We start from the raw sequence: 26023 nt of genomic DNA on the forward strand, positions 1-26023 counted from the left end.
CTATTTCACTTGCATTCTGGCTCTTAGGGCGTAGAAGATGGCCATGAGGTCCATGACTTCTTGGAGTATGGCTCCGAGTAAGGCCGGGATAACACCAGTCGAAGCAATTAGCATTAAGATAATTGAGGTTACAATCCCAAAGACCACTGCTTGTTTAGCCACTTTCAGAGTGTGCTTAGCAATCTTCACCGCTTGGGCCACCTTGGAGAGGTCATCTTTCAAGATCACTGCATCGGCCGATTCACTGGCTGCGGTTGATCCGTGGGCCCCCATGGCAATCCCGATATCGGCAACAGTTAAGGCTGGGGCATCATTGACCCCGTCCCCCACCATCATGACCGGACGAGACTCTTCTCTTAGGTCTTTGAGCAAGTTAATCTTATCTTCAGGCAGGAGATTAGCATGAACTTCTTCAATGCCGGCACTGTGGGCAATTCTTTGGGCAATGTTTTCATCATCACCGGTCAGCATAATAATCCGCTTGAAATCCAAGCTTTCCAATTCATGGATGGTGGCTGGGGCTTCGGGACGGATTTGGTCGTTAAAGGTAATCCGACCCGCATAAGCGCCGTCAATGGCCACATAGACATTGGTCTTGCCGTCAGTAATCTTTTCAGCTCCGACAAAGCCTGCCTTACCCACCTTGACTTCCTTGCCATCCACTTGGCCTTGGACCCCAGCAGCGGTCACTTCTTCTAAGTGGTTAACGGGACTGAGGTCTAAGCCCTTGTCATGAGCTGCATCCACTAAGGACCGGGCCAAAACGTGGGTCGAGGATTGTTCGGCACTGGCTGCATAGTGGAGAATATGATCCGCCTCAAAGCCTGCTTGGACTTCGATATCATCAACAGCTAAAGACCCCTGGGTAATGGTTCCGGTTTTATCAAAGGCCGCGGTTTTAACTTGGTCGAGTTTTTCCAAGCTGGTGCCTGATTTCATGACAATCCCATTGCGGCTAGAATTACTCATCCCACCCACAATAGCCACCGGAGCAGCAATAATCAAGGGACAAGGTGACGCCACCACCAGGACTTCAGCAAAGCGAACCGGGTCTTTGGAGACAAACCAAGCAATAAAGGCAATGGCATAGGCAATAATGGTAAAGGGCACCGCATAACGGTCAGCCAGGCGGACAAAGGGAGCGGGCTCTTCCTTAGAATTCTCCACCAGGGCCACTAAACGTTGGTACTGGCTATCCTTAGCCGCCTTTTTCACTTCAAAGGTCAAGCTAGCTTCCCCATTAATAGACCCTGACATGAGTTCATCGCCCACGCCTTTTTCCACGGGTTTGGATTCTCCGGTCAAGGACGATTCATCGACAAAGGTCTCCCCTTGGACAATGACTCCGTCCACGGGCACCAATTCATTAGGACGGACTCTAACTTGGTCGCCAACTTGAATCTCATCCACCGGAACAGAATCTACCGAACCGTCGGCATTAATTCGGTGGGCAAATTGGGGGGAGTGTTCCAGTAAGGCTTCCAGTTCCCGACTGGCTTGTTGGGTAGCATAGGCTTCCAGGGATTCTCCCCCAGTCATCATCACTAGGATCATTAAACTGGCCCAATGTTCCCCCACGGCTAGAGTGGCTAGGATAGCGGTAATGGCTAGGATATCCACCCCATAGTAGCCATCCTTTAGAGTTTCGATCATGTCCTTAGCCAAAATGAGGGCCATGATAATCCCCCAAATGGCAATCAGCCAAAAGGCCATAGCTTCCTGGCCCATGAGAAATTGTAGACAGAGAGCGACTGCCCCAGTGACTAAGGTCACGATGAACTGTTGAAAATCAGTCATTTTTCTTCCTCCTTGTTAATCATCTTACTTGCGTATGCTTAGTATACACTAGTTTAGAATATTTCTAAAGTAGTAAAACTTATTTTTTCAAAATATTTCCAAAAGGCCAAAAAGGTCGCTGACTTTGCTTTTTTCTTAAGACTTCTAACCAATAATTTGTTAAAGTAAACTTATGCCAAAAAAATATTCAATCATTAACCAATAAAGGAGGTTAACTTTGTGCATTTTAACCGTAAACAATGGTTATCACTGGGACTAGGCATCATTGCCCTCTGCCTGATTGTCCTCAACTGGTCAACCATCATCTCCTGGCTGGGCCAAGTCTGGTCGATTGCCTATCCGATCACTTTAGGGGCCATGATGGCCTATGTGGTCAATATTTTAATGTCGCTTTATGAGAAGTATTTATGGCCCCATACTGATAAGGACTGGCTGAGAAAAATCCGCCGTCCCATCGCCATTGTCTTGGCGCTCTTAACGATTCTGGCCATTATCGCCCTCACCTTGGGCTTGATTATTCCCCAATTGGTGGCTGTAGTGACCAACTTCATGGAGATCCTCCCCCGCCTCTTCCAAAGTCTCGATCGACTCCTAGAGCGCTATGAGGACCTCTATCCGGAAATTGTCTCCTATATGGGGAACTTGGACCTCAACTGGCAAAACATGGTCCGGCGCACCGTTAGCTTTGCCCAAGGACTCACCTCGAGTTTAATTGGGTCAACCATTGGCGCTGTCACTTCAGTCGCCAGCTGGATCGTCACCATCTTTATTGCCATCATTATTACTTTCTATATTTTGATGTCTAAGGAAACATTGGGCCACCAATTCCATCGGCTCACCAAGGCATATTTAAAGGACAAGCGTTATAACCAAGTCCACTATGTCCTCGCCATGATCAATGACGCCTTCTATAACTTTATCGCTGGCGAAGTCGTCGAAGCTGCTATCCTGGGCTGTATGGTTGGCTTTGGCATGTGGATTTTTGGCTTCCCTTACGCCAGCATGATTGGGGTCCTTACTGGGGTGACGGCCATTATCCCGCTCTTGGGGGCCTATATCTCTGGGGGACTGGGTTTTCTGTTGATCCTCATGCATTCTCCCATCCAAGCCCTGCTCTTTGTGGTCTTTATCGTGGTGGTCCAACAAATTGAGGGGAACCTGATCTATCCCAAAGTGGTGGGTAATTCCCTGGGACTCCCAGGTATGTGGGTCTTAATTGCCGTGACGGTTGGTGGCGGTTTAATGGGGGTCGCTGGTATGCTTATCGGCGTACCCATTGCTTCTGCCGGCTACCGGCTTCTTAAATTTGACGTCAACTACCGCGAAGCCAAAGCCCAAGCTACTGACACTCAAGAAGTCAAAGCTCCTAGCCAACTGGCCCGCCAGCACGACTTCAGTATCCAAGCCTTGGCCAGTGAAGAGGGCTTGAACTAGCTAATAAAAATGTATCTCAACTTTAATCAAAAACCCTTCCCCTAGAATAAAAAAGGGAAGGGTTTTTGCAATTCCTTATATTAAGTAGGCCAGCTAAGTGATAAAATAATGATAGAAGTGAATCGCTTTCATTATAATTGACTAAGGAGGCTTATCATGATTACTACAACTACCCCAAACATCCAAGGCAAGACCATTACCGCCTACCAAGGCATTGTCTTTGGCGAAGTGGTGACAGGGGTCAACCTGCTCAAAGACATGGGAGCAGGTTTTCGTAATGTCTTTGGTGGCCGGTCCAAGGGTTACGAAGGAGAACTGACCCAAGCCCGCGAAGAAGCCCTCCAAGAAATGGCTGACCGGGCCAAAGAACTGGGCGCCGATGCTGTGGTGGGCGTCAAGATGGACTATGAAACCCTAGGCGCTAATAATGGCATTATCATGGTCACCTGCAGTGGCACCGCAGTCAGCTTAAGTGATTAAGTCAGGTGCCTGTCCAGCAAATTATATAAACCATTCCCTGCTAAACAGAGAGAAACTCTAAGTTTTTCTCTGTTTTTTATTAAGGAGACGTTAAGAATCTGTGAAATGAAGCGTTTCCATTTGTGGTTTATCAATATTTCTCCTAAGCTTAAAGTATGTCAATCATATAAAAGCATTTTGAGGAGGACGATTCGATGAATAAGAAATTAAAAATCTCATTAGTTAGTCTAGCCAGCATCTTTACCCTAGCTGCCTGTGGCCAAGCCAATGATGGGGGAGATAAGGCCAACACTGACCAAAATGAAAGCAGCCAAGAAGTTTCTCAAGAAACCAAGGGAGAAACGGCTTCCAAAGAGGAAAATCAAGACCAACAAGAGTCCAAAGAGGGCAATAAGGACCAAGCGGAGTCCAGCCAAGACCAAGAAGGCATTGAAAACAAAGAATATGCCGTCTCTATCGAAGATGCCGTGAATACATTTAACGAAGAAACCGGCGCCCAAGACGTGAAGATCGAAGAAATCGAATTTGATTACGAAGAAGAATTCAGCAAATATACCTATGAAATCCAAGGCTACAACGCTGAAAACGAATGGGACATGCACATTGATCCCGATAGTGGTGAAGTCTTGAAAGTAGAAGCTGAAAAAGAAGCCAATGACGAAACGAAACAACTCGAAGTCACCAGCCTAATCACACCAAAAGAAGCTATGAAAAAGGCCCTCGCCGAACACCCGGACCAAAAAGTGAAGAACTGGGAACTCTCTGTTGATGACAACGGCGTCATCCACTACGAAGTCGACCTCACCAATGTCGATGATGTGGACGTCAATGCCACAAGCGGAGAAATTATAAACAAGTAATCAATAAATAAAAAAATAAGGATCTAGTAGAATAAATCTGCTAGATCCTTTTTACTTAGTCATTGCTTTTAAATGATACCTAAAATAGTTAACTGGAATAACCTTTCTCTTTTTGACTTTCCTGGTAGCTGGTTAACATGGCATAGATACTATAAATCTCCCAATCATTGACCTCAATGCGGTAGAACTGCTTCAAAGGGTAGAGTATGGTATTGAGATAGTTATAGAAAGGTTTATCGTTTAAACGTAATTGGTGAATATCAACGGCAAGCTCATAATCCACTGGATCTAAAATAATCCGTTCAATCATCAAAGCCAAATGCATAGTCAAGGTAAAGTTAATCTTGGGTGGGAGCTCGATTTGAAAACGGTCCTCAAGCTTTTCAATCACGCCGGTTACTTGGGTAATAATAACTTCAGGATTTAAGAATTCTAAACGCGAGGACAAACCCTCCACGGAAAAGAACTTGAGAAAGTCCTTAAACAAAACTTGTAGGTCGGTTAGAGCCACAATATCTTTAAAATAAGTACTTAGATTATCAAAATCATTTTCTAAAAGTTCCAGTAAATTGACATTTTTCACCCTCCCCTGGCAATCCAAGGGCGTCGTGGTGAGGACAAAATAAGTGGCATCAAAGTAATGTTCATTGATATCCTGCTGGTGAATTAAATGAAGAAGCTCATTATAGTTCATCACGATGGTTTTAATATTAGGCTTCAAATACTTTTTCAAAATGTCAGCCATTCCCTCAGCCAGCTCTTCCCCAGAAATACTGGAAATAATAATATTTTTTTGAATATCAAAACCTTCAAAGAACTGAACCTTTGGTGAAAACTTGCCCTCGGTTTCTTCAATAAAATCGGTCATTGAACGTTTTTGGATCAGGTAATTACCAATTTCTAGCGCCAAGGCAGTACTTAGCTGGTTAATGACAAAGAGCTCCCCGCGAATTTCCGGTTTCAAGCCCTTATAGAGGGTCGTCAGTGACCCCATATCCACCAACATAATGATCCCCGACAAAGTTTGATGGTCATCCATCCACTCCTTGACCCGAGCGATCACATCATGAACTGAAGCGGAAAAAGGCATATTAATGGCATCAAAAATATAATTGTCATTTAATTGGTTGGCCACCTTTTGGATGCTGGAAGCCGTCGAATCCCCATGGGCCACTAATAGGGCATGGTAGGCAAGATTTTCATTGACGGCATCCAAGAGCAAGAGACTTAAATACCAGACCAAGTTCTTATAAGCCTTGGGATCAAGCCCTTTACAGAGTTCCCTGGCCAAGGAATAGGTTCTCGAATAATCAGCAAGGATTTGCTTTTTAATAGAACTAGGGAAAGTAATTTCTTGCAAATAAGACTGGTAGGAACTATAAAAACGAATAAAAGTTTCGACATGACCAGCGATAATATTTTTCCCTAAGATGTCTTGGCAGGACTTCACCAAGGTCTGATAGAGAATCACTGGCTCCAAATTGGACTGCTCGATATTATTTAAGTGGTCTTGGGTAAAACCAATAAAATCCGAGCGGACACTATAAATCGACTCTTGGTCAAAAACCTTCTGTAAGGGTTTGATAATTAATTGCTCAATGTCCTCTTGGCGCTTAGACGCTCCTTCCTTAGCGTCGATCGTCAGGACCTGATCAATATGGTTCTGATTAGAAATCAAAAGATAGTCCGCATTTTCCTGGTATTCAAAGGCCTGGGCACATAATAACTGAATATTATTGTAGAGCGACCCGATATTACCAGGATATTTTTGATTAACCAGAAATTCAAAGTCACCAATGTCAATTTTTATGGGCAGGTCTAAGCGCTTAGATTCCTTACGAAAGAGGGTTTCCACTAACTTAATCCGCTCATCATAGGGCCTTTGATGGAAATCAGGGAGCTTAATAGTCAAGGGAATCCGCCGGTAAAAGGTGGGCAAGAGGACTTTTTCGGGATCTTCAGAAGTCGCTAAGACCAAGCGCACCTTGGAATAGACTTCCTCATTTTCCTCACCCAGGGGCCGAAAATAGCCCTTATCCAGGAATTGGAAGAGCTTCTCTTGATTTTCATAAGAGAGCCGATGAACTTCGTCTAAAAAGAGAAGTCCCTGGTCGGCAGTCTTTAGGAGCCCCTCCCGTTTACTATCTGCGCCGGTAAAGGCCCCCTTGACATGACCAAACAAGAGTGAAGACATTAACTCCGGGTTATTGGCATAGTCGGCACAGTTAAAGACGGTAAAACGCTCGGAGCAAGACTTATTCAAAGCATGGAGTTGCTTATAGATCAGTTGAGCCAAATAAGACTTGCCTACCCCAGAATTCCCATTTAATAAAATTGGCAAACCGATGGGAGGATAATTGACGGCCGCTTTAATTTGTTTAATTTCTTCCTTAACCGACCCCTGACTCCCAATAAATTGGGCAAAATAATCAATCTGCTCTTGGCTTTCTTCCAGACGTTGACCTTGAAGAGCTAAAGTCCAATAAACAGGGCGCGAATCAGACTTGTCTACCTTGCCGAGCTTGGCTAAATTATTGAGATAATTACTGGTTAAGGACCGGCTGCGACCAATCGCCTCACTCAAAGCTTGAGTACTTAAGGGCTGGGACTGCTGTAAAAGGATATTCATTAATTCTTTCTGGATGTCTTTCTTCACAATAACTACCCCGTTTCTGAAAAAGGATGTGCGGACGCCGTCAGGGACTTGAATTTTCTGAAGCAACTTCAAGACTGGTGTCCGAAGTCAACTAAAGAAGGCTACGTTTAATTCGTAGCCTCCTAGTTTGTGATTTTTATCACACTATCTATTAAATGATAACTCTTAATATTATACAACCCCTAAAAGGCCCAGAACGACTGAAAGGAGGATAATTCCTAGCATAATCCAGTTAACATTCACGCGTTTATTCCGAATTAAGTAGAAGGCTAATAGGGTCACGGCCATTGGCACTAAACCTTTAAAGAGTTGGTCTAAGTATTCTTGAATCAAAATCGGGTCGCCACCGCCGTTAACGGCAACTGACAAGGTAGTCTTAAATTTAACGTGGGAAGCGGTCATCGAGCCCACCATCATCAAACCAAGCATAGAGGAAGCTTTGGTAATGACTTTCATGGCTCCAGATTCATAGACCTTGCGGATAAAGTTGGTCCCGAGCGAGTAACCAATATCCAGCATGTAGTAATGAATTAGGAAGGCTGGAATATTGTACAGTAGTAGGAAAATAATAGCTCCTAAAGGCGAACCCGTCGACGCAATGGATATCCCAATCCCTGCGGCAATCACCCGTAAAATTCCCCAGAAGAAGGAGTCGCCAATCCCTGAGATGGGTCCCATCAAGGAGGTTTTTACCGCGGTAATGGAGTTAGGGTCAAAGTCATCGGACTCAGCATTGGATCTTTCCATAGCGGCAACAATCCCAGTAATCAGGTTATTTAAGTGCATGGTGGCATTGTACCAAGTGGTATGACGCACCAAGGCATCCGCTTTTTCTTGGTCGGTTTTATAGAAACGATTAATGGCTGGTAAGAGGGTATAAATCAAACCAATGGCGTGATATTGGTAGGCCCCGGTCCGACTCATATTAATGGTCCAAGACCGCCAAAACATCGACCGCAACATCTTTTTATCTTCAATTTCTTCAGGGCTTTGCGCCTTTTTTTGACCTAATAATTTCATGAGAAAAAGTCATCCTCCTCTGCTTGATCGGTGTTTGCAACATTATTGCTTGGTGACGTTGCTTGTCGTAAACTTCTTAATTCGTTCAGTTCTAAGTCACGTTGAGCGCTGACTAGACAGATCACAAATCCAAGAGCCGCAACAGCAACAGCTGGTAATTTCAAGTAGGCGGTTAGAATAAAACCGAGTAGGTAGAAGACAGCTAATTTATTATTCCATAAGAGTTTCATTAAGAGGGCAAAACCTACAGCAGGCAGGAGCCCACCAGCAGCCTTCAAACCATTCATTAAGGCTTCAGGGATATTATTCACTAATTGTTCAATCGGACCACTTCCGGCGAGGACACCGATGAAGGTGATAGAAGCTAAGATAAAGAAGTAGACCACGAAACTAAAGTAATGCAAGAAAACAATTCCCTTTTGGTTATTTTCCCGAGCAAATTTATCAAGAGCTGGGGCAAAGATGTTCATAAAGACGTTCTTCAAAAACATAACCACAAAGGCAGCTAACATACCGATTGGGATCGCTAAGGTAATGGCAGCTTGTTGTTCAACATTAGAAATAATAGCAAAGGTTACGGCCAGAGCAGTCGCGGTAACCGGTTCAGCGGAAATCACCCCACCGATATTGACATTACCCATAAAGACGGCTTCTAAGGCAGCCCCGATTAAAATACCTGTTGTCATGTCTCCCATACATAAGCCCGTCACCAAACCAACCACTAAGGGCCGTTCGATCATGGATTGACCCGTCAAGTAAGTGACTGATGAACAGAAGAAGACAATGAAAAAGGCAATGATTGCATAAGTAAGCATAATTCAATTCCTTTCTAATTTACTATAGACTTGCTAAGGCTTCAGCGAGATCTTTCTTGGTATTACTTGGTAAGACTTGGTGGAAACTATCGACTTTCAGTTGAGAAAGATCTTTAGCTGCTTGTAATTCGGTTGGGTTCAATTGCACACTGGAAAATGGAGCAACCTTTTCAGCAGGATCAGTTTGGTCAAAACGGCCGACATTGGCCACATTAACAGCTTCAATATCCTCAACTGCCTCAGCAATTTGATAAGCATCAGAAACCTTATTGACAATCACGAATAATTTCCGATCAGCGGCTCTAGGGTCTTGGCAAACCTTAATGGCGTCAGCAACTGAACGAATCAACAATTTAGAGCCTTCTGGCACAGCCATTTTCAAGGTCATTTGGGTAATTTCATCATTGGCTGCAGCATCATTAGCCACAATAATTAAAGGAGTATTCAATTCCTTGGTCCACACCACAGCCACTTGGCCATGGATTAAGCGGTCATCAACACGAATTTGGGTAATCATTGTAAAAATCTCCATTCTCTTGGCTTAAGCAAAGAAGTCATCATCGGACTCCTCGGCTTCTAACTGAACTAATTTAACAGCACTTTCTTCGATTGCGGTGTGTAAGCTGGCTTCACTCACGGCTTCAGGTGAAAGTAAGACACTCAGGATAACACCTAGGTTAGCATTACTGATCACATAGACCTGCTTGGCCTTATCACTATGTAAACACTTAGAAACGATCCGTTGGTTAACCGACCCTCCAAAGATATCTGTAAAGATAATGCCTTGGTCTTCGGCCTCAATATCGGCTAAGAATTGGTCAATTTGACTGCTATAATCTTCATCCGTGACATAGGCATCAATCACTTGGACTTGGTCTTCTAGACCCGTGAGGATCTTGATTGACGATTTAAAACCCGATGCCAAGTGTCCGTGAGAAGCAATTAATATTTTCTTGGTCATCAACTGACCTCCTTTCTCAATCTCTTACTTTATATATAGCAATTTATATGCCAAAACTTTCCTGTTATAATAATAAACAAAGATTGTTATAGTGTTTATAATCACTTATTAGTGTTTAAGGAGTTCTTTTATGGCTATCAATTATCGTACCCAGCAAAAGATCAAAGAAAAATTAACTCCCTATGTCAGAAACCAACTGGTCCACTCCACCCGACTCTTGCAAAAGAACCAGGTCGACTTAATCAGCGAATTGAACAACTACTATGAAAGCAACCCCTTTATCGAGATTAGTGAAAATCAACAGGTCCAATCCACCTTTACTCATGAGGCGAATGACTATTCTTTAGCAGATACTTTGGCTGATTCCCATGCTGTATCCTTGGATGAGTACCTGATTCAGCAAATCAATGAAAAACCTATAGCTGCCCATGAAAAAAGACAAGTTGCTTATTTAATTGGCCAACTGGATCAAGACGGTTACTACCGCAAGGAGGACCAGGCCACCCGCCAACTCTTTGCTTGGAGTCAAGCTGAATTAGAGACTTATTTAAGTATCCTGCAAAGCCTGGAACCCAAAGGCATCGGCGCCCGTAATTTACAAGAGTGTCTAGCTTTACAGGCCAAGGCCCTTCCTGATGGACAATTAGTGGAAGCTTTAATCAATGATCACTTAGAAGACCTGGCCCAGGGAAACTTTGACAAAATCGCTCAGCAAGAAAGCATCCCTCTAGACCAGGTAAGGGCGGGCTTGATACAGATTCAAAGTCTGGAACCCCGGCCGGCTCGTAATTTTTCTCATGATATCCCTGCTTACACCTTGCCCGATATTATTGTGAAGACAAAAAATGGGGAAGTAAGCTTTCAAGTTTCTAAGGACTACCTCCCCCAAATAAGCTTTAAGCAAGATTACTACCAAGCCATGACAGCAAAAAGCCCTGATGAGGAAACCCTGGCCTATCTCAGAGACAAAAAGCGAGAATTCGACTGGCTGGTCTTCTCACTCAAGAAAAGAGACCAACTGCTCTTGAAAATTAGCCAATACCTAGTCCACTACCAAGCCGCCTATCTAAATCAGCAAGAAAACCAACTCCGCCCCCTGTCACAAAAAGAACTAGCCCAGGCACTGAATTATGACGATTCAACCATTTCCCGGGCCATTATGGATAAATACTTGCAATATAATCAGCGGATCTTGAGTTTCCACGACCTCCTAGCTAAAAAAGTTTCCGCCAATGGCGAATCTCTGACTCGCAAGCAAGCAGAAACATTCATTCGCCAAATCATTGATCAGGAATACCCCCACCATCCCCTCAGCGACCAAGCCATTAGTGATCACTTAGCCCTCCACAACTATTACCTCGCCCGCCGGACTGTGGCCAAGTACCGCCAAGCCATGGGGATTCCCGGGGCACGAAGGAGAAAGCGACAAAAACTTGCCCAGAAAAATAAAGATCAGGCATAACAGGCTTATTAAGGTAATTTATCGACAAACAAAAAGTGCCTCCATCACTCATCAGTGAAAGAGACACTTTTTTTCGTCTTATTATATTATTCGCCTAAGTTTTAGCCCAGCGCTTAATTATCAAAAACTTCTTAGATAAAGGCTTGTTGGCCAGTGTAGTAACGACCGATAATGAGGGAGTTAACCTCGTGGGTCCCTTCATAGGTGTACATCCCTTCAATATCCGCCATAAAGCGTGGCACATCGTATTCCAAGAGAATGCCGTTACCCCCACAGACTTCCCGAGCTAAAGCAGCATTTTCACGGGCCCGGTAGCCGTTATGCATCTTGGCCATAGAAGAATTTTCTTCTTTGTAGATACCACGTTCTTGTTGTTGAGCTAATCTGACCGCAATCGCTAGGGTAGCTTGAGCGTTCATTGCCATGCGGGACAATTTTTCTTGGATCAATTGGAAGCTGGCTACGGTCTTACCGAAGGCTTCCCGTTCCCGGGTGTACTTCAAAGCTGCTTCAAAGGCACCGGCTGTCGCACCTGCCAGTAACCAGGCCACGTCAGACCGGGTGTTGCGGAGGATGTTCGCTGCGTCCTTCCAAGAGTTCACATTTTGCGCCCGTTGGGACTCAGGCACTTTAACATCGGTATAAATAATTTCCGCATTAGGCATCATTCGGAAGAAGGCTTTGGGTTCGGTATTGAAGGTTTCTACCCCCTCACTTTCCCGTTCCACAAAGAACATCTTCACTTGGCCATCATCCACATCACGGGCAAAGAAAGCGTGCCACTTAGCTAGGGTCCCGCCGCCGATCCATTTCTTATGACCATTCAGAATCCAGGTGTCGCCTTCCCGTTTAGCGGTCGCTGCCATCCCACCAGCAATATCAGAGCCGTGTTCCGGTTCGGTCATGGCTAAGACACCCTTGCCTTCCCAGCTTAAAACGCCAGGCATGAGTTTTTCTTGTTGTTCCTTGCTGCCCCCAATTTTGACACATTCGTGGAAGAGGCCTCCATTAGAGGTATAGAAGGTCCCAATCACCGGGTCGGTTTTAGCTAGGGTATAGGCCCGGAAGCCCCGGAAAAGTTGGCTAATGGTCCCATCTTCGCGCCCTTCTAATAATTTAGGGTTTTGAATAAGGTCAATATCGATAATCTTTTGCATTTCTTCCAGTGGGAAAGTTGCCTTGTCCCAGTGTTCATCGAGGACGGGGTAGATATCTTCTTTTAGAACCTTTTCAACCTCTTGTAGGACTTCTTTTTCCCCATCGGTTAAGTCTTCGGCATAGTTATAAAGGTCGGAATAAAACATTTTTTCAACTGCATCAATGTCTGCTCTAGATTCTTTAACCATAATCGTTCTCCTTGTCCTTTAATTCGCTCACATGACCTCCAAGCGGCTGGGGATATTAATTTCTCCCCAAGACTAGCGCTTTTTGGGCCTTTTGGTCATCTCACTATTTCCCCTGTAATTTTTCTTGGTTTTTGGCTTGTTCAGAAGGAAGTTGGTTACCATCTTCATCGTAGTCGTAGAAGCCCTTGCCTGCCTTCTTACCGAAACGGCCAGCCCGCATCATATTCTTCATGGTTACTGGTGGGGTCCAACGAGGGTCACCATACTCTTGTTCGAAGTATTCCATGACATAGTAACCAATATCGACACCGGCATAGTCTTGGAGTTCAAATGACCCCATGGGGTGGTTCAAGCCGTAACGCATGGCCTTGTCAATGTCTTCTGGGGTGGCAATGCCTTCTTCGAGCACCTTAATGGCCTCAATCATTTGTGGAATCATGATCCGGTTAACGATGAAACCGGGGGAGTCTTTATGAACGGTCACGGTTTCTTTACCGATACTTTCAGCAACTTCTCTAACCACGGCCACCGTCTCATCACTGGTTTCATAGCCATAGATAATTTCAACTAACTTCATCACTTGTGGTGGGTTGAAGAAGTGCATCCCCGCGAAACGACTAGGATCTTCTAAGGCACTAGCAATTTCGGTAATGGATAAAGAAGAGGTATTGGTCGCCAGGACAATATCATCACGGACAATGCCTTCCACTTCTTTAAAGACTTCTTGTTTGAGCTCCATTTTTTCTAGAACGGCTTCAACCACAAAGTCCACATCTTTGAAGTCCTTGAGGTCAGTGGTTCCGGTGATCCGGCCGAGGACTTCTTCCTTGCCGGCTTCATCTAATTTCCCCCGTTTGACACTGCCGTCGAGAAATTTACTAATCCGGTCTATCCCCCCTTGGACGAACTTGTCTTCAATATCTCTTAAGATCACCTGGTAACCGTTAGAGGCAAACACGTTGGCAATCCCTGCCCCCATGGAACCTGCCCCAATCACGCCAATTGTTTTGATCTCTGACATAGAACAAACACTTCCTTTCTTTGGATTTATTATCTTCACAAGTATTGTAGCAAAAATGTAAGCGCTTTATTATTTTTATGCTTGTGCACTTATTAGTTATCTAGCACTAAAATCACTATCACTAAGCCAATATGTTCAGATAAAGCCCTTTCACAAGTCTTCCCCTAGCCTTGATAAAATATAAACATAAAGAAAAAAGCCAAAAAATAAATATCTTATTTCTTGGCTGTTTTCTCCTCTGGAAGGGAAATTTATACAATTTTTGTACTGATCATAGTTCGACCTGATTCCTAGGACTTATTTTTTCTTAAATCAGATACAAGACTACGATTCATTGAAAGAACAACTTCTCTAAATTTCTGAATGACATCTAATTCAAGTACTGAACTATTCCAAATGAGATAAATATCTCGCGATAAATAAAGATCTTTTAATGGAATTTTTACTACTTGATATGAAGAAAGATCAAGATGAGCCGGAATAAATGCCACGCCAATTCTTGCCGCAACCAAACCTAAAATACTGGTTTCATCTTTAACATAAAAATTTGACCGAGTATTTTCAGCGAAAGTTTGGTGAAGATAAGCTTCACTGAGAATTTCACAAAAGTCAGAATGAGTCTCATAGTTAATCACATGTTCATGCTTTAAGTCTTCAAAACTAACACTTGCTCGTTTAGAAAAATCATGATTAGGATGTACAGCTAGTGCGAAATCTTCTTGAAATAATTTAAAATAATCCACATTCTTTAAATTAATTTCTTCTTTATTATAGAAACCACAAAAGCCTAGTGATAAATCACCATTATCAATTAATTCTAATATAGTTGACGAATGATATTCAGCCAAGTGAACATGAACAGCAGGATACTTTCGATAAAACTGCTTGAGTAGTTGAGGTAAATAAACTGGTATGAGTGAAGAAATACTTCCTATGAATAAACTTCCTTGAGTCAAATTAGCAATACTTTTTATCTCTTCTTCAGCCTTACCCAATTCAGCTAATGCCCTAGTTGCATATCTATAGTAAATTTTACCTAAGCGACTGAGTTCAAGTCGTCTACCTCTACGAACGATCAAAGAAACCCCTATATTTTCCTCGAGTTTAGTAATAGCTTTACTGATAGTGGAACTATCAACATTTAATATTTCTGATGCCCGACTGATACTTAGATATCTAGCAACATAAACAAAATAAATGAGATGGTCTAAATTCATCACTCAATCCCCTTTTTGTCATTTTCACTTCAAGAATATCTTGAAGAATCTCCAAATGAAAGCGCTATGAATCCTATTATACTATATCCAGATTATATAAGTTTTAGATTTGGAGGAAAAAACAATGACTAATCGTATAGTAGAGATTTTAGAGATTGACTATCCCATTATCCAAGGTCCTATGGCCTTAATCTCAGAATCAAGTTTAGCGGCTGCCGTATCGAATGCTGGAGGGTTAGGATCCTTATGTGCATCACTACCCAATGACCATGATTATGAGATTAAAGAGACCAAAAAACTAACCGATAAACCCTTTGCCCTAAATGTCTTCCTACCTGACGAGGACTTTCCTGAAAGTAATTCAGCCTATGACCTAGTCGACCTCGCCTTTTCTTTAGGGGTTAAAAATTATATCTGTGTGGGAAGAAAGCCCGCTCCAAAGTTCATGCAATCTATTAAAGACCGTGGTGGAGTTATTATTTATCGAGAACCTGAACCTACCGTAGAGGGCGCTAAGGCAGCGGAAGCCGCAGGTGCAGATATTATAGTAGCAACAAGTTTTGATGAAGGTGGAGGTATTCCTTACCAAGAATATGGTTCTTTTTCAATCATTCCTCTGATTGTTGATGCCGTCGATGTGCCAGTTATGGCGGCTGGTTCTATCTTTGATAGTCGTACAATCAACGCAGCCTTTGCCTTAGGAGCAGAAGGTGTCTACGTTGGATCACGCTTCCTTATTGCTAGTGAATCTAAGGTCCATCCTAAAGCTAAAGAAGCTATCATTAAGGCGAAATCAACTGACTTAGTCAATATAGACATGATTCCGTCCGTGTATCGTTCGGTACCGACTAAATTAGCCGTAAAAGCTGCTGAATTAACCGCTAATGGTGGAAGTAAGGAAGAAGTTGCTCAATTACTAGACTACAACTGGGAAGCTATTAAACGAGGTATGATTGATGGCGACTTAGACAACGGCATTGTCAGCGTCAGTCTAGCTGTTGACCAGTTACAAACAGTCGAAGATGCTGCAACTATTATTCAAAACATGTTTCAATCAGTTAATTATTAAAGGAGAGAAATAATAATGGAATTAGGCCAATTTTATCGTTTACTACAAGATGACATCACTTCTTTAGTTGTGTCCACCCATGATGGAGACCAACTCGCTTCACGGATAATGAATGTGTGGCTAGCAGATGAGAGTGGGATTTACCTCACCTCAAGCCCTGATTCAGAAGTTAGTCAACAATTAAAAGATAATTCAGAAGTTGCTTTAACTGGCTTTATTATGCAACCAGAAAAAGTAGTCGTTGCCCGTGTTCTTGGCCAAGCTGAGACCTTAACCCGTGAAGAACTACAAGCAGCTTTTAGTAACAGTTCCTTTGTGGATGAAAGTATTTTAGATAATGAAATTAATCAAGGTCGTATTGGTTTCGTGATTCGTTCTGGTAAGGCTGATTACTTAGATATGGTTCAAGGGACGAAAGAAAGCTGGAAATTTTAATATATAAGATAATAATGCCCTAAAGTAGAATGCAGACTTTAGGGCACTTTTTTCTATACAAAAGAATTCTCCATAAAAAAACTCCAGCGCCATCAGACACTGGAGTTCTTCTTACCATATCACTAGTCCTTATAGGATACGACCATATAGCGATGAGGATCGCGGCCTTGGGACTGGGTTTTAATATGACTGTATTTGGATAGGCAGCGATGAATAATCTTCCGTTCACGCGCTGGCAAGGGACTCAAGGTGACATCTTCACGTTCCACGGTCACTTGGTCAGCGGTTCTTTCCGCCAATTTTTCCAAGGTTTGCTCACGACGTTCCCGGTAGTCACCCACATTCACTTCAACAGCGACGCGTTTACGGACATGGGAATGGGTGAGAATCTGAGCCAGGGTTTCTAAAGAATTGATAATCTTACCATGCTTACCAATCACTAAGCCCGGTTTATCCGTATTAATATGGAAGATAATTAAGTCATCCATATCTTCAACATCAATAGTCACATCCACCAGGTAGGCTTCCATGACATCGATGAGGTAGTGGGCCACATCTTCAACGCCCCAGTCGAAAGGATAAGAAGAGTCTTCTACTTCTTCCTCATCTTCTTCATAGTCTGCGTCTTGGGACTGGCTGTCAGTTTCTGCGTAGTCATCGGCTACTGGAGCACTAGCGACTTCGCTGGCTGGCTCACTTTGACTTTCCACTGGCTCTAATTCAGCGCTGTCACTGCTTGATTCACTAGTCGCTTGGCTGGCAGCACTTTGGCTATCATCGAGCGCTTCAACCACAGCCGCTTCTTCGACCACTTCACTCGTGGCCGGCTCTGTATCAGCTGCTGGGTCAGTGACTGTTTCTGCTTCAACAGCGACTTCAGCCACAATCTCATCAACACTGGGTTCATCATCCGCTAGGCTGACTTGAATAATGGCTGGTTGGCTACCAAAACCAAAGAAACCTTTTTTAGGCTCTTGGAGGACTTTGACATCTTCCATCGGGATGTCACTGACTTGGAGCCCTTCTTTAGCTACTGCGATCGCCTCTTCAACGCTGGCGCCTTGATAAGTTTCTAATTTCATATTTGATGCTCCTTATTACTTACGCTTTTTACCTCGTGGATTGCAACGGGCTTTCTCTAAGCGCCGTTCCAAATCCCTTTCCTTGGCCTCTTCTTCGTGGCGGGCCCTTTGTTTTTGATAAGGGTTGTTGATCAATAGGGTTTGGCCAATGGTAAAGACATTGGCAGTTGCCATGTATAAGGCCAAAGCACTCGGTAAGTTCATCATAACAAAGAAAATAAAGACAGGCATAACGTATTGCATGGCTGTCATTGAACCTGACTTAATCCCCGAAGCGATCTGACTGAGGTGGGTCGAATACCAAATCGATACCGCAGCAATAATCGGTAAAATAAAGTAAGGATCTGGCTTCCCTAATTCCATCCATAAGAAATGCCCATTGGTTAAGGCTTCAGTCCGACTGATGGCTTGGTAGAGGGCCGTCAAAATTGGAAGTTGGATGAGTAAGGGGAGACAGCCAGCAAATTGGTTGGTATCATACTTCTCTTGCAGTTTGGCGGTCTCTTCTTGGAGTTTTTGTTGGGTTTCCGCATCACGGGAAGCATACTTTTCTTGCAAGGCCCGAAGTTCAGGCTGCATCTTTTGCATCTTCTCCGTGTTCTTCATTTGTAAGTGATAGAGCGGGGTTAAGAGGAGGCGGGCCAAGATGGTGAAGACAATAATCCCCATCCCGTAACTATTACCAAAGACTCCTGATAACCAAATGATGATTTGCGATAGCATGTAGAGCAAACGGTCCCAAAAGCCCGTGGAATCGGCTGTAATCGGCTCCATACCGCCGGCTCTGGCGCACCCACTCAGAACCAGGACCCCAACTAAGAGCATCCCCAGAACTAGCAGGTGTTTTTTATTTTGTTTAATTTTCACTTTCTGCCCTCTCGTTTCTTTCTACTGGCCTAGACGGGTCAGTGTGGAAGAGGCCCTGTAAGCGCATGACGTGGATCAAACTGGACTTGACCTGGTCTTGGCTCATCGCCTTGGTTGGCTTACGGGCAATGATAATAAAGTCGACATTGCTTTTAATATAGGGTTTTAACTCGGTCAGCGCCTGGCGGATTAACCGTTTCACCCGGTTGCGGGTCACCGCATTGCCGATCTTTTTTCCCACAGAGAGTCCAACCCGAAAATGTTTTTGCTCTTTTTCGATGGAGTAGACTACAAATTGCCGATTTGCCTTGCTGTCTCCTTGATGGAAAACCAAGCTAAAATCTTTTTCTGACTTGACTCGGTAGCTCTTGCGCATTGTATTCCCTCCTCGACACTAAATAAAAAAAGACCACAGCGCTTTGTGGTCTTATGCTGAAAGTCGTTTTCTGCCTTTTTGACGACGACGCGCTAAAACGTGACGACCATTTTTTGTACTCATACGGTTGCGGAAGCCATGTTTCTTTTGACGACGACGTTTATTTGGTTGATAAGTTCTCTTCATGAATGACACCTCCTATGATTTGGGAATGGTTATATCTAATAACAATCTTTCACATTATACCGAACAACTGAAATAAGATCAATAGAAATCTAAAAAAAAATCCACCAACTGACTCATCTTTTTCTAAAAAACACATCCTCCCCAGCAGTCTTATAAAAACTGTTTCTAGTCGACTAATAATTAATAGTTTCTTCTTATTAATTAAGTCCAACCTTTGCGAAATGGCCTAAGGATCAGTATAATAAAAGTGAAAAAGAAAGCGCTTACTTACTATAGATCCATATCTTTTCGTCTCTTTTTATTTTCAAGTGAATAAACCGTAAACAAAGCTAATTATTCCAGTCAGATGTATAGAAAGAAAGGTGACGGTTGATGATCAATACAGATTTAGTCGTACTCGGTGGCGGACCCGCCGGCTATGTTGCTGCTATCCAGGCAGCCAAACTCGGCTTAGAGGTTTATTTAATCGAAGAGGATAAAGTCGGGGGAACCTGTTTAAACCGGGGCTGTATCCCTACCAAGGCCCTCTTACAAGCCGCCCATGTTAAAGACACGATCGACCAGGCCCAGGCCTTTGGGATTGAAAGTAGCGGCCAGTCCCAGGTAAAGATGGAAAAAGTCCAGTCCTATAAAAATGCCGTAGTCAAACAATTAGTAACTGGGGTGGAAGGCTTAGTCAAGAAAAACAAGGTCCACCTCCTAAAGGGGCACGGGGCAGTTTTAGGGCCTTCGATCTTCTCTCCCAATTCGGGCGCCATTGCAGTAAGCCCGAATGATCCCAAGGAAGAAGAAAGTATTATCGTTCCCAAAAACGTCATTATTGCTAGCGGGTCGCGGAACAAAAATCTGCCTAACATTAGCATTGATGAGGAATATATCCTCTCCTCCACCGGCCTCTTAGAAATAGAAAAAATTCCTGAATCCATCGCCATTATTGGTGGCGGAGTCATTGGAGTAGAATTTGCCTCCTTCCTCGCTCGGATGGGAAGCCAAGTCACCATTATCGAATACCTGGACCGGCTCTTAGCCAATGAAGGTAAAAACATTTCCCAAGCCCTGGCCAAAAGCTTTAAAAAACAAGGCATCTCCCTCAAACTCAGCTGCCAAGTCGACCAAGCCCAGGTCAAGGACGGCCAAGTCCTGGTCTCCATGAACCAAGGTCAAGACCAGGAAGTCTTTGACAAGATTTTGGTGGCTGTTGGTCGCGAACCTAACATTGATAACATTGGTCTTCATAATACCTCCATTAAATACGATAAAAAGGGGATTAAGGTCAACCAGCACTTCCAAACCAAGGAAGGCCATATCTATGCCATTGGGGACGCCATTAATACCCTGCAACTGGCCCATGTAGCTATGGCGGAAGCCAAGTGTGCCGTTGACCATATCGTCAACAAGACCAGTGACCCGCTCAACTACACCATGTTACCACGCTGTGTCTATAGCTCTCCGGAAATTGCCAGCGTAGGTTATAACCAAGACAACCTCCCCGAAGACGTTGAAGCCAAGGTGGGCCACTTCCCCCTAGCAGGTAACGGCAAGGCCTTGATCGAGAAAGCCAGTGACGGTTTTATTGAAGTCATCCGTGACCAAGCCACGGACGACTTACTGGGCATCACGATTTTTGGCCCCCATGCCTCCGAAATGATCAGTGAAGGCAGCTTGGGACTCTATCTCAATGCCGCCAATGAGGAAGTCGCCACCACCGTCCATCCTCACCCGAGCTTCTCAGAAGCCCTCCAAGAAGCCGCTTTAGACGCTATGGAAATGGCCATTCACAAGTAAATTACAGTCACAAAGGATGTAGTAGTTCTAAAAATTAATTTGTCACAATTAGTAAGTAGAAAGTGAGTTGACTATCATGGAAAAATTAGCAAGTACTGGTCTAAGTAAAGAAGCCATTATCGAGGCTTATAAACATGTGGTCCGTAGCCGTTTACTCGATGAGCGGATTTGGCAATTGACTCGGATTGGTAAGACCTCCTTTAATATTTCTGGTCAAGGACATGAAGTCGGCCTAGTGGCTATGGCTTTAGCCTTTGACCATGACAAGGACTTCTTCCTGCCTTACTACCGGGACATGACCGCCTGCATGGTGTGGGGCATGTCCTGTACCGATGTTCTCCTCGCCACCTTTGGTAAGGATGCTGACCCCAACTCCCACGGCCGGCAGATGCCTAACCACTTCGGTTCCAAAGAACACAATATTGTCAGCCACTCCTCCCCAGTGTCCACCCAATACCCTGTGGCTGCGGGTGTCGCCCTAGCCAACAAACTGGATGGGTCTGACAGCATTTCCCTAACCACAACTGGTGAAGGCTCCTTTAACCAAGGGGAATGTGCTGAAGCCATGAACATCAGCGGGGTTATGCAACTCCCTGTTATCTTCGTGGTGGAAAATAACGGCTATGCCATCTCCGTTCCTGCCAAACACCAATACCATGCCGAATCCTTAGCCCTAAGAGGCCCTGGCTATGGTTTTGAAGGCGAACGCGTGGACGGCTTTGACTTTGCCCAAAGCTATAAAGCCTTCAAAAAAGCCGTGGAAAAGGTCCGCCAAGGCGGTGGCCCACATTTAATTGAACTCATGGTCACCCGTTTAACCAGTCACTCCTCCGATGACGACCAAACGGTTTACCGGTCTCCTGAAGAACTGGAAGAAGTGAAAGCCAACGACCCGATTAAGAAATTTAAAGCACAACTTATCGAGGAAGGCTACCTGACTGAAGCAGAAAACGAAAAAATCTACCAAGAACTTCAAGCGGAAGTCGACCAAGCCACTGATGAAGCGGAAGCCAGCCCTGATCCAACGCCAGAATCACTCTATGAACAAGTCTATGCCGACTAATTTCTCCATATAATAGGAAAGGAATGACTCAAGATGACAGAAATAACTTACTTAGAGGCCTTGAACCAAGGTATTGATGAAGAAATGGCCCGCGACGATAAGGTCCTCATCTTTGGTGAAGACGTCGGCGGGGAAAAAGGTGGGGTTTTTGGTGTCTCCAAAGGCCTAGCCGCTAAATACGGGGATGACCGGGTCTTCTCCAGTCCCCTCACCGAAATTGCTATTGCTGGTTTAACTGTGGGCTTAGGCGTTAAAGGCTACCGGGCTATTGGTGAATTCCAATTTGCCGACTATATCCTCCCAGCTGTTAACCAAATTAACTCCGAAGCCGCTAGAATGCGTTACCGGACCAAGGGCGACTGGACCAACCCGATCGTCTTTAGAGCACCTTATGGGGCTGGGGTTCGCGGTGGTTTCTACCATTCTCAAACCACCGATAAGGTCTTTGCTGGTCAACCAGGCCTTCGCATTGTCACGCCATCCACTGTCTATGACGCTAAGGGCATGATCAAGGCCGCTATCCGCTCTGATGACCCCGTCCTCTTCTATGAACACAAACGCCTCTACCGGCTCTTAAAAGATGAAATTCCTAGTGAAGACTATACCGTTCCTTTAGACAAGGCCAATGTCCTCCGTCAAGGGGACGATATTACTGTGATTGCCTACGGGATTGTCCTCCAATACGCCCTTAAAGCCGCTGAACGCTTAAGTGAAGAAGAAGGCATTGAATGTGAAGTCGTTGATGTGAGAAGTCTCTACCCACTAGATAAAGACACCCTGGTGGAAGCGGCTAAGAAAACCGGTAAGGTCCTCTTGGTTACTGAAGACAACAAGGAAGGCGCCATTATGAGTGAAATCGCCGCCATTATCGCTGAAGAAGCCCTCTTCGACTTGGATGCGCCCATCCGCCGTCTAGCTGGTCCGGATGTGCCTACTGTGGGCTATGCCCTCAACTTAGAACGTGAATTCTTAGTCGATGAGGACAAGGTCTACGAAGCCATGAAAGAGCTCGCTGAATTCTAACCATAGCTAAGACTTGTCATCAAGCAGAAGGGAGCTTAAACTAATGACTAAAAAAATCATCAAGATGCCGGCCCTAGGCGAAAGTGTTCACGAAGCGACCATTAACGCTTGGCTAGTCAAAGCCGGCGATACCGTCAAAAAATACGACCCGCTTGCAGAAGTGATCTCTGACAAGGTCACTACCGAGGTCCCCTCCGAATATAGTGGGGTGATCGACGAATTGTTGGTTGATGAAGATGAAGAAATCCCTATTGGCCAAGCCATCCTGTCAATTATAGTCGCAGGGGATGGCCCAGACGACCAGGCTGAAGCCAGTTCAACAGCAGCGAATGACCAAGAGCGGACGGATGAGGCAAAAGAGGAAGCCGAGCCAACTCAAAATCTCAACTATTCCCCTGCTGTCGTTCGTTTGGCCCAGGAGAAAGGAATCGATCTCAAGCAAGTCACCGGGACTGGCAAAAATGGTCGGATTACCAAAAAAGACGTCCTCAAGGCCGCTGATCAAAGCGAAAGTAGCAGTCAAAGCACAAAAGTAAATGAAGCGAAATTGTCAAATGATTCAGAAAAATCAAAATTTAATAGCCGATACTCACCAGCTGTGCTAAAATTAGCACAGACGCATAATATTGATTTGTCTCAGTTGGTGGGAACTGGTGCTAAAGGGCGCATCACGCGAAAAGATGTCCTAGCGGCACTTGAGTCGGCCTCAAGCCCAGACCAAACTGCCAGCCAGTCTGAAAGCAGCAGCCAAATTGATCAGTCAGCCAAGACTCCTGTGAGTCAACCAAGTCAATCTCAAGACCAAGTCACACCAGCCGATGGTATCCGTAAGGCCATTGCTAAACAAATGACCAAGTCCTACCAAGAGATTCCCCATGCTTGGATGATGGTAGAAGCTGACGTGACCAATATCGTTAATTTACGCAATCATTTGAAAGATTCCTACCAGGATAACGAAGGGATCCACCTCTCTTACTTCCCATTCTTTGTGAAAGCAGTGACCCAAGCCTTAAAACAACACCCACTGCTTAACGCCAGTTGGCAAGAAGATGGGATTCACTACCATAAAGACATTAACTTATCGATAGCAGTAGCTACCGAAGACCATCTTTATGTACCAGTGATTAAGCAGGCGGACCGTCTATCCATCAATGGAATCGCCCATGAAATTGACCGCCTCGCCCAAGCCGTTAAAAGCGGTGAGGCAACCAGCCAAGACATGCAAGGCGGGACCTTTACCGTAAATAATACGGGGGTCTTCGGTTCGGTCCAATCCATGGGAATCATTAATCCACCACAAGCTGCGATTCTTCAAATCGAATCGATTAAGAAGCGCCTTCTTGTCAGTGATGACGGTAATTTCAAAATGGCCGACATGGTTAACCTCTGTCTCTCCATTGACCATCGTCTCCTCGACGGTTTAGAGGCCGGTCGCTTCTTACAAGATGTGGTCCACAATTTAGCTCAATTCAGCCAAGAAACAGAGATATATTAATGCGCTTCTTAGACTCTAGCGACAGTCTTTAACTGAGAGTCAACCAATTATTTCTAGAGAAGAAGGAGTGACAATATGAGTGAAGAAACACAAATGACCCCTAAGGTCTTTCTTAATAAAGTATTGAATGGGACAGCGACAGGAGTGGTTATTGGTTTAATTCCTAATGCCGTTTTATCTGGGATTTTAAAATATTTTACCCACATTCCCCTAGCCGTTACCATTTCTCAAATTGCCGTGATTTTCCAATTAGCTACACCGCTTTTGATTGGGGCCTTAATCGCCATGCAATTTGGCTTCAAGCCCATGCAAGTCATGGTGACCGCCGGAGCCAGTTTCGTGGGCTCGGGAGTTGTCCAATATAACCCTGAAGCCAAGGCCTATATCGGTGCGGGAACCGGGGACTTGATCAATACCATGATCACTGCCGCCATAGCGGTTCTGGTCTTACTCTGGGTCAAAGATAAATTTGGCTCCACCGCTGTGATCGCCATGCCGATCTTAGTAGGTTGTGGGGTGGCCCTGATCGGGGTCCTCTTACTCCCTATTATCGCTAAATTCACTGGCGCCATCGGTAGTGTCATTAACAGCTTTACCAATTTACAACCGATCCTAATGACCATCTTGATCTCCTGTTCATTCGCGATGTTGATTATCTCACCCATTTCAACCGTAGCGATCGGTCTAGCTATCCAACTCGATGGGATTGCTGCTGGGGCAGCTTCCATGGGGGTTGCAGCAACCACAGTCGTTTTAGTGGTTCATTCTTGGAAAGTTAATGAATCCGGGGTTACCCTAGCCATTGCTTTAGGGGCTATGAAGATGATGATGGCCAACTTATTCAAGTACCCAATCATCTTGGTACCTACCCTATTTACTGCAGTGATTACTGCTATTCCAGTAGCCCTCTTTAATATTTCCGGTACCCCACAATCCGCAGGTTTCGGTTTAGTGGGTATTGTCGGACCTCTAGCATCCTTTGATGCCGGCCTAAGTATTCCTTTAGTCATTCTCTCTTGGTTAATCATCCCCGTAGCCGTTGCCTTACTCAGCAAAGTTCTCTTTGAAAAAGTATTGAAATTATATGACGGTAACGTGGTCTTTGCTTACCAAGGTCAAGACTAAACATTCTAAAAAAAGTCGAGCGCAAGCTCGGCTTTTTTTATGCTTATTTTTAAGTAGTAACCCTCCAATTTCGTCCTTTGTTGTGACTGTCGCACTCTCTTAAATCCCCAAAAGTGGATAAGTTTTCCCAGGGGGAGTGGACAGAGCTTACTGTCTATAACTTATCCCAAGGGCTTTTAACAGACTTCTACACAATCCACAGCAAGGGGAGAAGTTATCCACAGCTGTGGATTATTTTGTTAAATCTGTGTGTAGTCAGGCTTTTGCCCCAGGGTATTATCCACAATCGAACAAGTTTTCCCCTGTTACCCGCTAACTATACACAGATTGTGGATAAGTCTATGAACAACTTGGGAAAACTTTTATCCCCAAGTCGAATAAATGTGGATAACTTTTACGCTTCATGGTAAACTAAAAGAGACTATTTCTATAGAAAGGAGTCGTTTCG

General features: G+C 44.4%; 24 protein-coding genes. 11 read left to right on the top strand and 13 right to left on the bottom strand.

The window, feature by feature from the left end; all coding sequences use genetic code 11:
• Positions 1 to 1797, bottom strand: coding sequence for a heavy metal translocating P-type ATPase (locus DBT50_RS09475; protein WP_111852443.1), 1797 nt, complete (start codon positions 1795 to 1797; stop codon positions 1 to 3).
• 219 nt (positions 1798 to 2016) lie between these two features.
• Between DBT50_RS09475 and DBT50_RS09480 the strand changes: the two genes are divergently transcribed.
• The 3 genes from DBT50_RS09480 to DBT50_RS09490 all read left to right on the top strand — a co-directional run bounded on the left by DBT50_RS09480 (position 2017) and on the right by DBT50_RS09490 (position 4571).
• Positions 2017 to 3231 (top strand): AI-2E family transporter, encoded by a 1215-nt coding sequence (locus DBT50_RS09480; RefSeq protein ID WP_111852444.1) that lies wholly within the window; start codon positions 2017 to 2019, stop codon positions 3229 to 3231.
• A gap of 156 nt (positions 3232 to 3387) precedes the next feature.
• A complete protein-coding gene (locus tag DBT50_RS09485) occupies positions 3388 to 3711 on the top strand; it encodes a putative heavy metal-binding protein (protein WP_111852445.1) in 324 nt (107 codons plus the stop codon).
• 194 nt (positions 3712 to 3905) lie between these two features.
• On the top strand, positions 3906 to 4571 hold the full coding sequence (locus tag DBT50_RS09490; RefSeq protein WP_111852446.1) for a PepSY domain-containing protein: 666 nt from the start codon (positions 3906 to 3908) through the stop codon (positions 4569 to 4571).
• 88 nt (positions 4572 to 4659) lie between these two features.
• Here the strand turns inward: DBT50_RS09490 and DBT50_RS09495 are convergent, their stop codons facing one another.
• The 5 genes from DBT50_RS09495 to DBT50_RS09515 form a co-directional block, all read right to left on the bottom strand.
• Positions 4660 to 7227, bottom strand: coding sequence for a sigma 54-interacting transcriptional regulator (locus tag DBT50_RS09495; protein WP_111852447.1), 2568 nt, complete (start codon positions 7225 to 7227; stop codon positions 4660 to 4662).
• 171 nt (positions 7228 to 7398) lie between these two features.
• The gene (locus tag DBT50_RS09500; protein ID WP_111852448.1) at positions 7399 to 8247 is read right to left on the bottom strand and encodes a PTS system mannose/fructose/sorbose family transporter subunit IID; all 849 of its coding nucleotides are present in this window, start codon (positions 8245 to 8247) and stop codon (positions 7399 to 7401) included.
• On the bottom strand, positions 8244 to 9062 hold the full coding sequence (locus DBT50_RS09505; RefSeq protein ID WP_111852449.1) for a PTS mannose/fructose/sorbose/N-acetylgalactosamine transporter subunit IIC: 819 nt from the start codon (positions 9060 to 9062) through the stop codon (positions 8244 to 8246). Before DBT50_RS09505 ends, DBT50_RS09500 begins: the two co-directional genes overlap by 4 nt.
• A gap of 22 nt (positions 9063 to 9084) precedes the next feature.
• On the bottom strand, positions 9085 to 9579 hold the full coding sequence (locus DBT50_RS09510; protein WP_111822070.1) for a PTS system mannose/fructose/N-acetylgalactosamine-transporter subunit IIB: 495 nt from the start codon (positions 9577 to 9579) through the stop codon (positions 9085 to 9087).
• A gap of 24 nt (positions 9580 to 9603) precedes the next feature.
• Positions 9604 to 10023 carry a PTS sugar transporter subunit IIA gene (locus DBT50_RS09515; RefSeq protein ID WP_111852450.1) on the bottom strand — a complete coding sequence of 140 codons (420 nt, stop codon included), beginning with the start codon at positions 10021 to 10023 and terminating at the stop codon, positions 9604 to 9606.
• 130 nt (positions 10024 to 10153) lie between these two features.
• Between DBT50_RS09515 and rpoN the strand changes: the two genes are divergently transcribed.
• The gene (rpoN, locus tag DBT50_RS09520) at positions 10154 to 11485 is read left to right on the top strand and encodes an RNA polymerase factor sigma-54 (protein ID WP_111852451.1); all 1332 of its coding nucleotides are present in this window, start codon (positions 10154 to 10156) and stop codon (positions 11483 to 11485) included.
• Between the two features lie 131 nt (positions 11486 to 11616).
• On the opposite strand, the gene DBT50_RS09525 is transcribed toward rpoN, so the two are convergent.
• The 3 genes from DBT50_RS09525 to DBT50_RS09535 form a co-directional block, all read right to left on the bottom strand.
• Positions 11617 to 12831 (bottom strand): acyl-CoA dehydrogenase family protein, encoded by a 1215-nt coding sequence (locus DBT50_RS09525; protein WP_060778995.1) that lies wholly within the window; start codon positions 12829 to 12831, stop codon positions 11617 to 11619.
• A 103-nt stretch (positions 12832 to 12934) separates the two neighbouring features.
• On the bottom strand, positions 12935 to 13852 hold the full coding sequence (locus DBT50_RS09530; RefSeq protein WP_111852452.1) for a 3-hydroxyacyl-CoA dehydrogenase family protein: 918 nt from the start codon (positions 13850 to 13852) through the stop codon (positions 12935 to 12937).
• Between the two features lie 290 nt (positions 13853 to 14142).
• Positions 14143 to 15069 (bottom strand): LysR family transcriptional regulator, encoded by a 927-nt coding sequence (locus DBT50_RS09535; protein WP_111853450.1) that lies wholly within the window; start codon positions 15067 to 15069, stop codon positions 14143 to 14145.
• Positions 15070 to 15193: 124 nt separating this feature from the next.
• Between DBT50_RS09535 and DBT50_RS09540 the strand changes: the two genes are divergently transcribed.
• Both DBT50_RS09540 and DBT50_RS09545 read left to right on the top strand, forming a co-directional pair.
• Positions 15194 to 16138, top strand: coding sequence for an NAD(P)H-dependent flavin oxidoreductase (locus DBT50_RS09540; RefSeq protein ID WP_111853451.1), 945 nt, complete (start codon positions 15194 to 15196; stop codon positions 16136 to 16138).
• 15 nt (positions 16139 to 16153) lie between these two features.
• Positions 16154 to 16573, top strand: coding sequence for a hypothetical protein (locus DBT50_RS09545; protein WP_111852455.1), 420 nt, complete (start codon positions 16154 to 16156; stop codon positions 16571 to 16573).
• A 122-nt stretch (positions 16574 to 16695) separates the two neighbouring features.
• Here the strand turns inward: DBT50_RS09545 and jag are convergent, their stop codons facing one another.
• From jag to rpmH, 4 genes are read right to left on the bottom strand one after another with little or no spacing between them, the layout of a single operon-like run.
• Entirely contained in the window at positions 16696 to 17655 is a 960-nt protein-coding gene (jag, locus tag DBT50_RS09550; protein ID WP_111852456.1) for an RNA-binding cell elongation regulator Jag/EloR, read from the bottom strand.
• Positions 17656 to 17670: 15 nt separating this feature from the next.
• The gene (yidC, locus tag DBT50_RS09555) at positions 17671 to 18522 is read right to left on the bottom strand and encodes a membrane protein insertase YidC (protein ID WP_315862396.1); all 852 of its coding nucleotides are present in this window, start codon (positions 18520 to 18522) and stop codon (positions 17671 to 17673) included.
• Positions 18512 to 18898, bottom strand: coding sequence for a ribonuclease P protein component (rnpA, locus tag DBT50_RS09560; protein ID WP_064293045.1), 387 nt, complete (start codon positions 18896 to 18898; stop codon positions 18512 to 18514). Before rnpA ends, yidC begins: the two co-directional genes overlap by 11 nt.
• A 51-nt stretch (positions 18899 to 18949) precedes the next feature.
• Entirely contained in the window at positions 18950 to 19084 is a 135-nt protein-coding gene (gene rpmH, locus DBT50_RS09565; protein WP_013669588.1) for a 50S ribosomal protein L34, read from the bottom strand.
• Positions 19085 to 19453: 369 nt separating this feature from the next.
• Here rpmH and lpdA point away from each other — a divergent pair, with 369 nt between their 5' ends.
• From lpdA to DBT50_RS09590, 5 genes are all read left to right on the top strand, one after another.
• Complete coding sequence (lpdA, locus tag DBT50_RS09570; protein WP_111852457.1) at positions 19454 to 20869, top strand: dihydrolipoyl dehydrogenase; 1416 nt, start codon at positions 19454 to 19456, stop codon at positions 20867 to 20869.
• A gap of 76 nt (positions 20870 to 20945) precedes the next feature.
• The gene (locus tag DBT50_RS09575) at positions 20946 to 21932 is read left to right on the top strand and encodes a thiamine pyrophosphate-dependent dehydrogenase E1 component subunit alpha (RefSeq protein ID WP_111853452.1); all 987 of its coding nucleotides are present in this window, start codon (positions 20946 to 20948) and stop codon (positions 21930 to 21932) included.
• Between the two features lie 33 nt (positions 21933 to 21965).
• Positions 21966 to 22955 (top strand): alpha-ketoacid dehydrogenase subunit beta, encoded by a 990-nt coding sequence (locus DBT50_RS09580; protein ID WP_111852459.1) that lies wholly within the window; start codon positions 21966 to 21968, stop codon positions 22953 to 22955.
• A 43-nt stretch (positions 22956 to 22998) separates the two neighbouring features.
• Positions 22999 to 24450 carry a 2-oxo acid dehydrogenase subunit E2 gene (locus DBT50_RS09585; protein ID WP_111852460.1) on the top strand — a complete coding sequence of 484 codons (1452 nt, stop codon included), beginning with the start codon at positions 22999 to 23001 and terminating at the stop codon, positions 24448 to 24450.
• 75 nt (positions 24451 to 24525) lie between these two features.
• Complete coding sequence (locus DBT50_RS09590) at positions 24526 to 25575, top strand: PTS sugar transporter subunit IIC (RefSeq protein ID WP_111852461.1); 1050 nt, start codon at positions 24526 to 24528, stop codon at positions 25573 to 25575.
• Positions 25576 to 26023 lie beyond the last annotated feature (448 nt).

Origin of the sequence: Aerococcus tenax, assembly GCF_003286645.3 — a bacterium.
Taxonomy (GTDB): Bacteria; Bacillota; Bacilli; order Lactobacillales; family Aerococcaceae; genus Aerococcus; species Aerococcus tenax.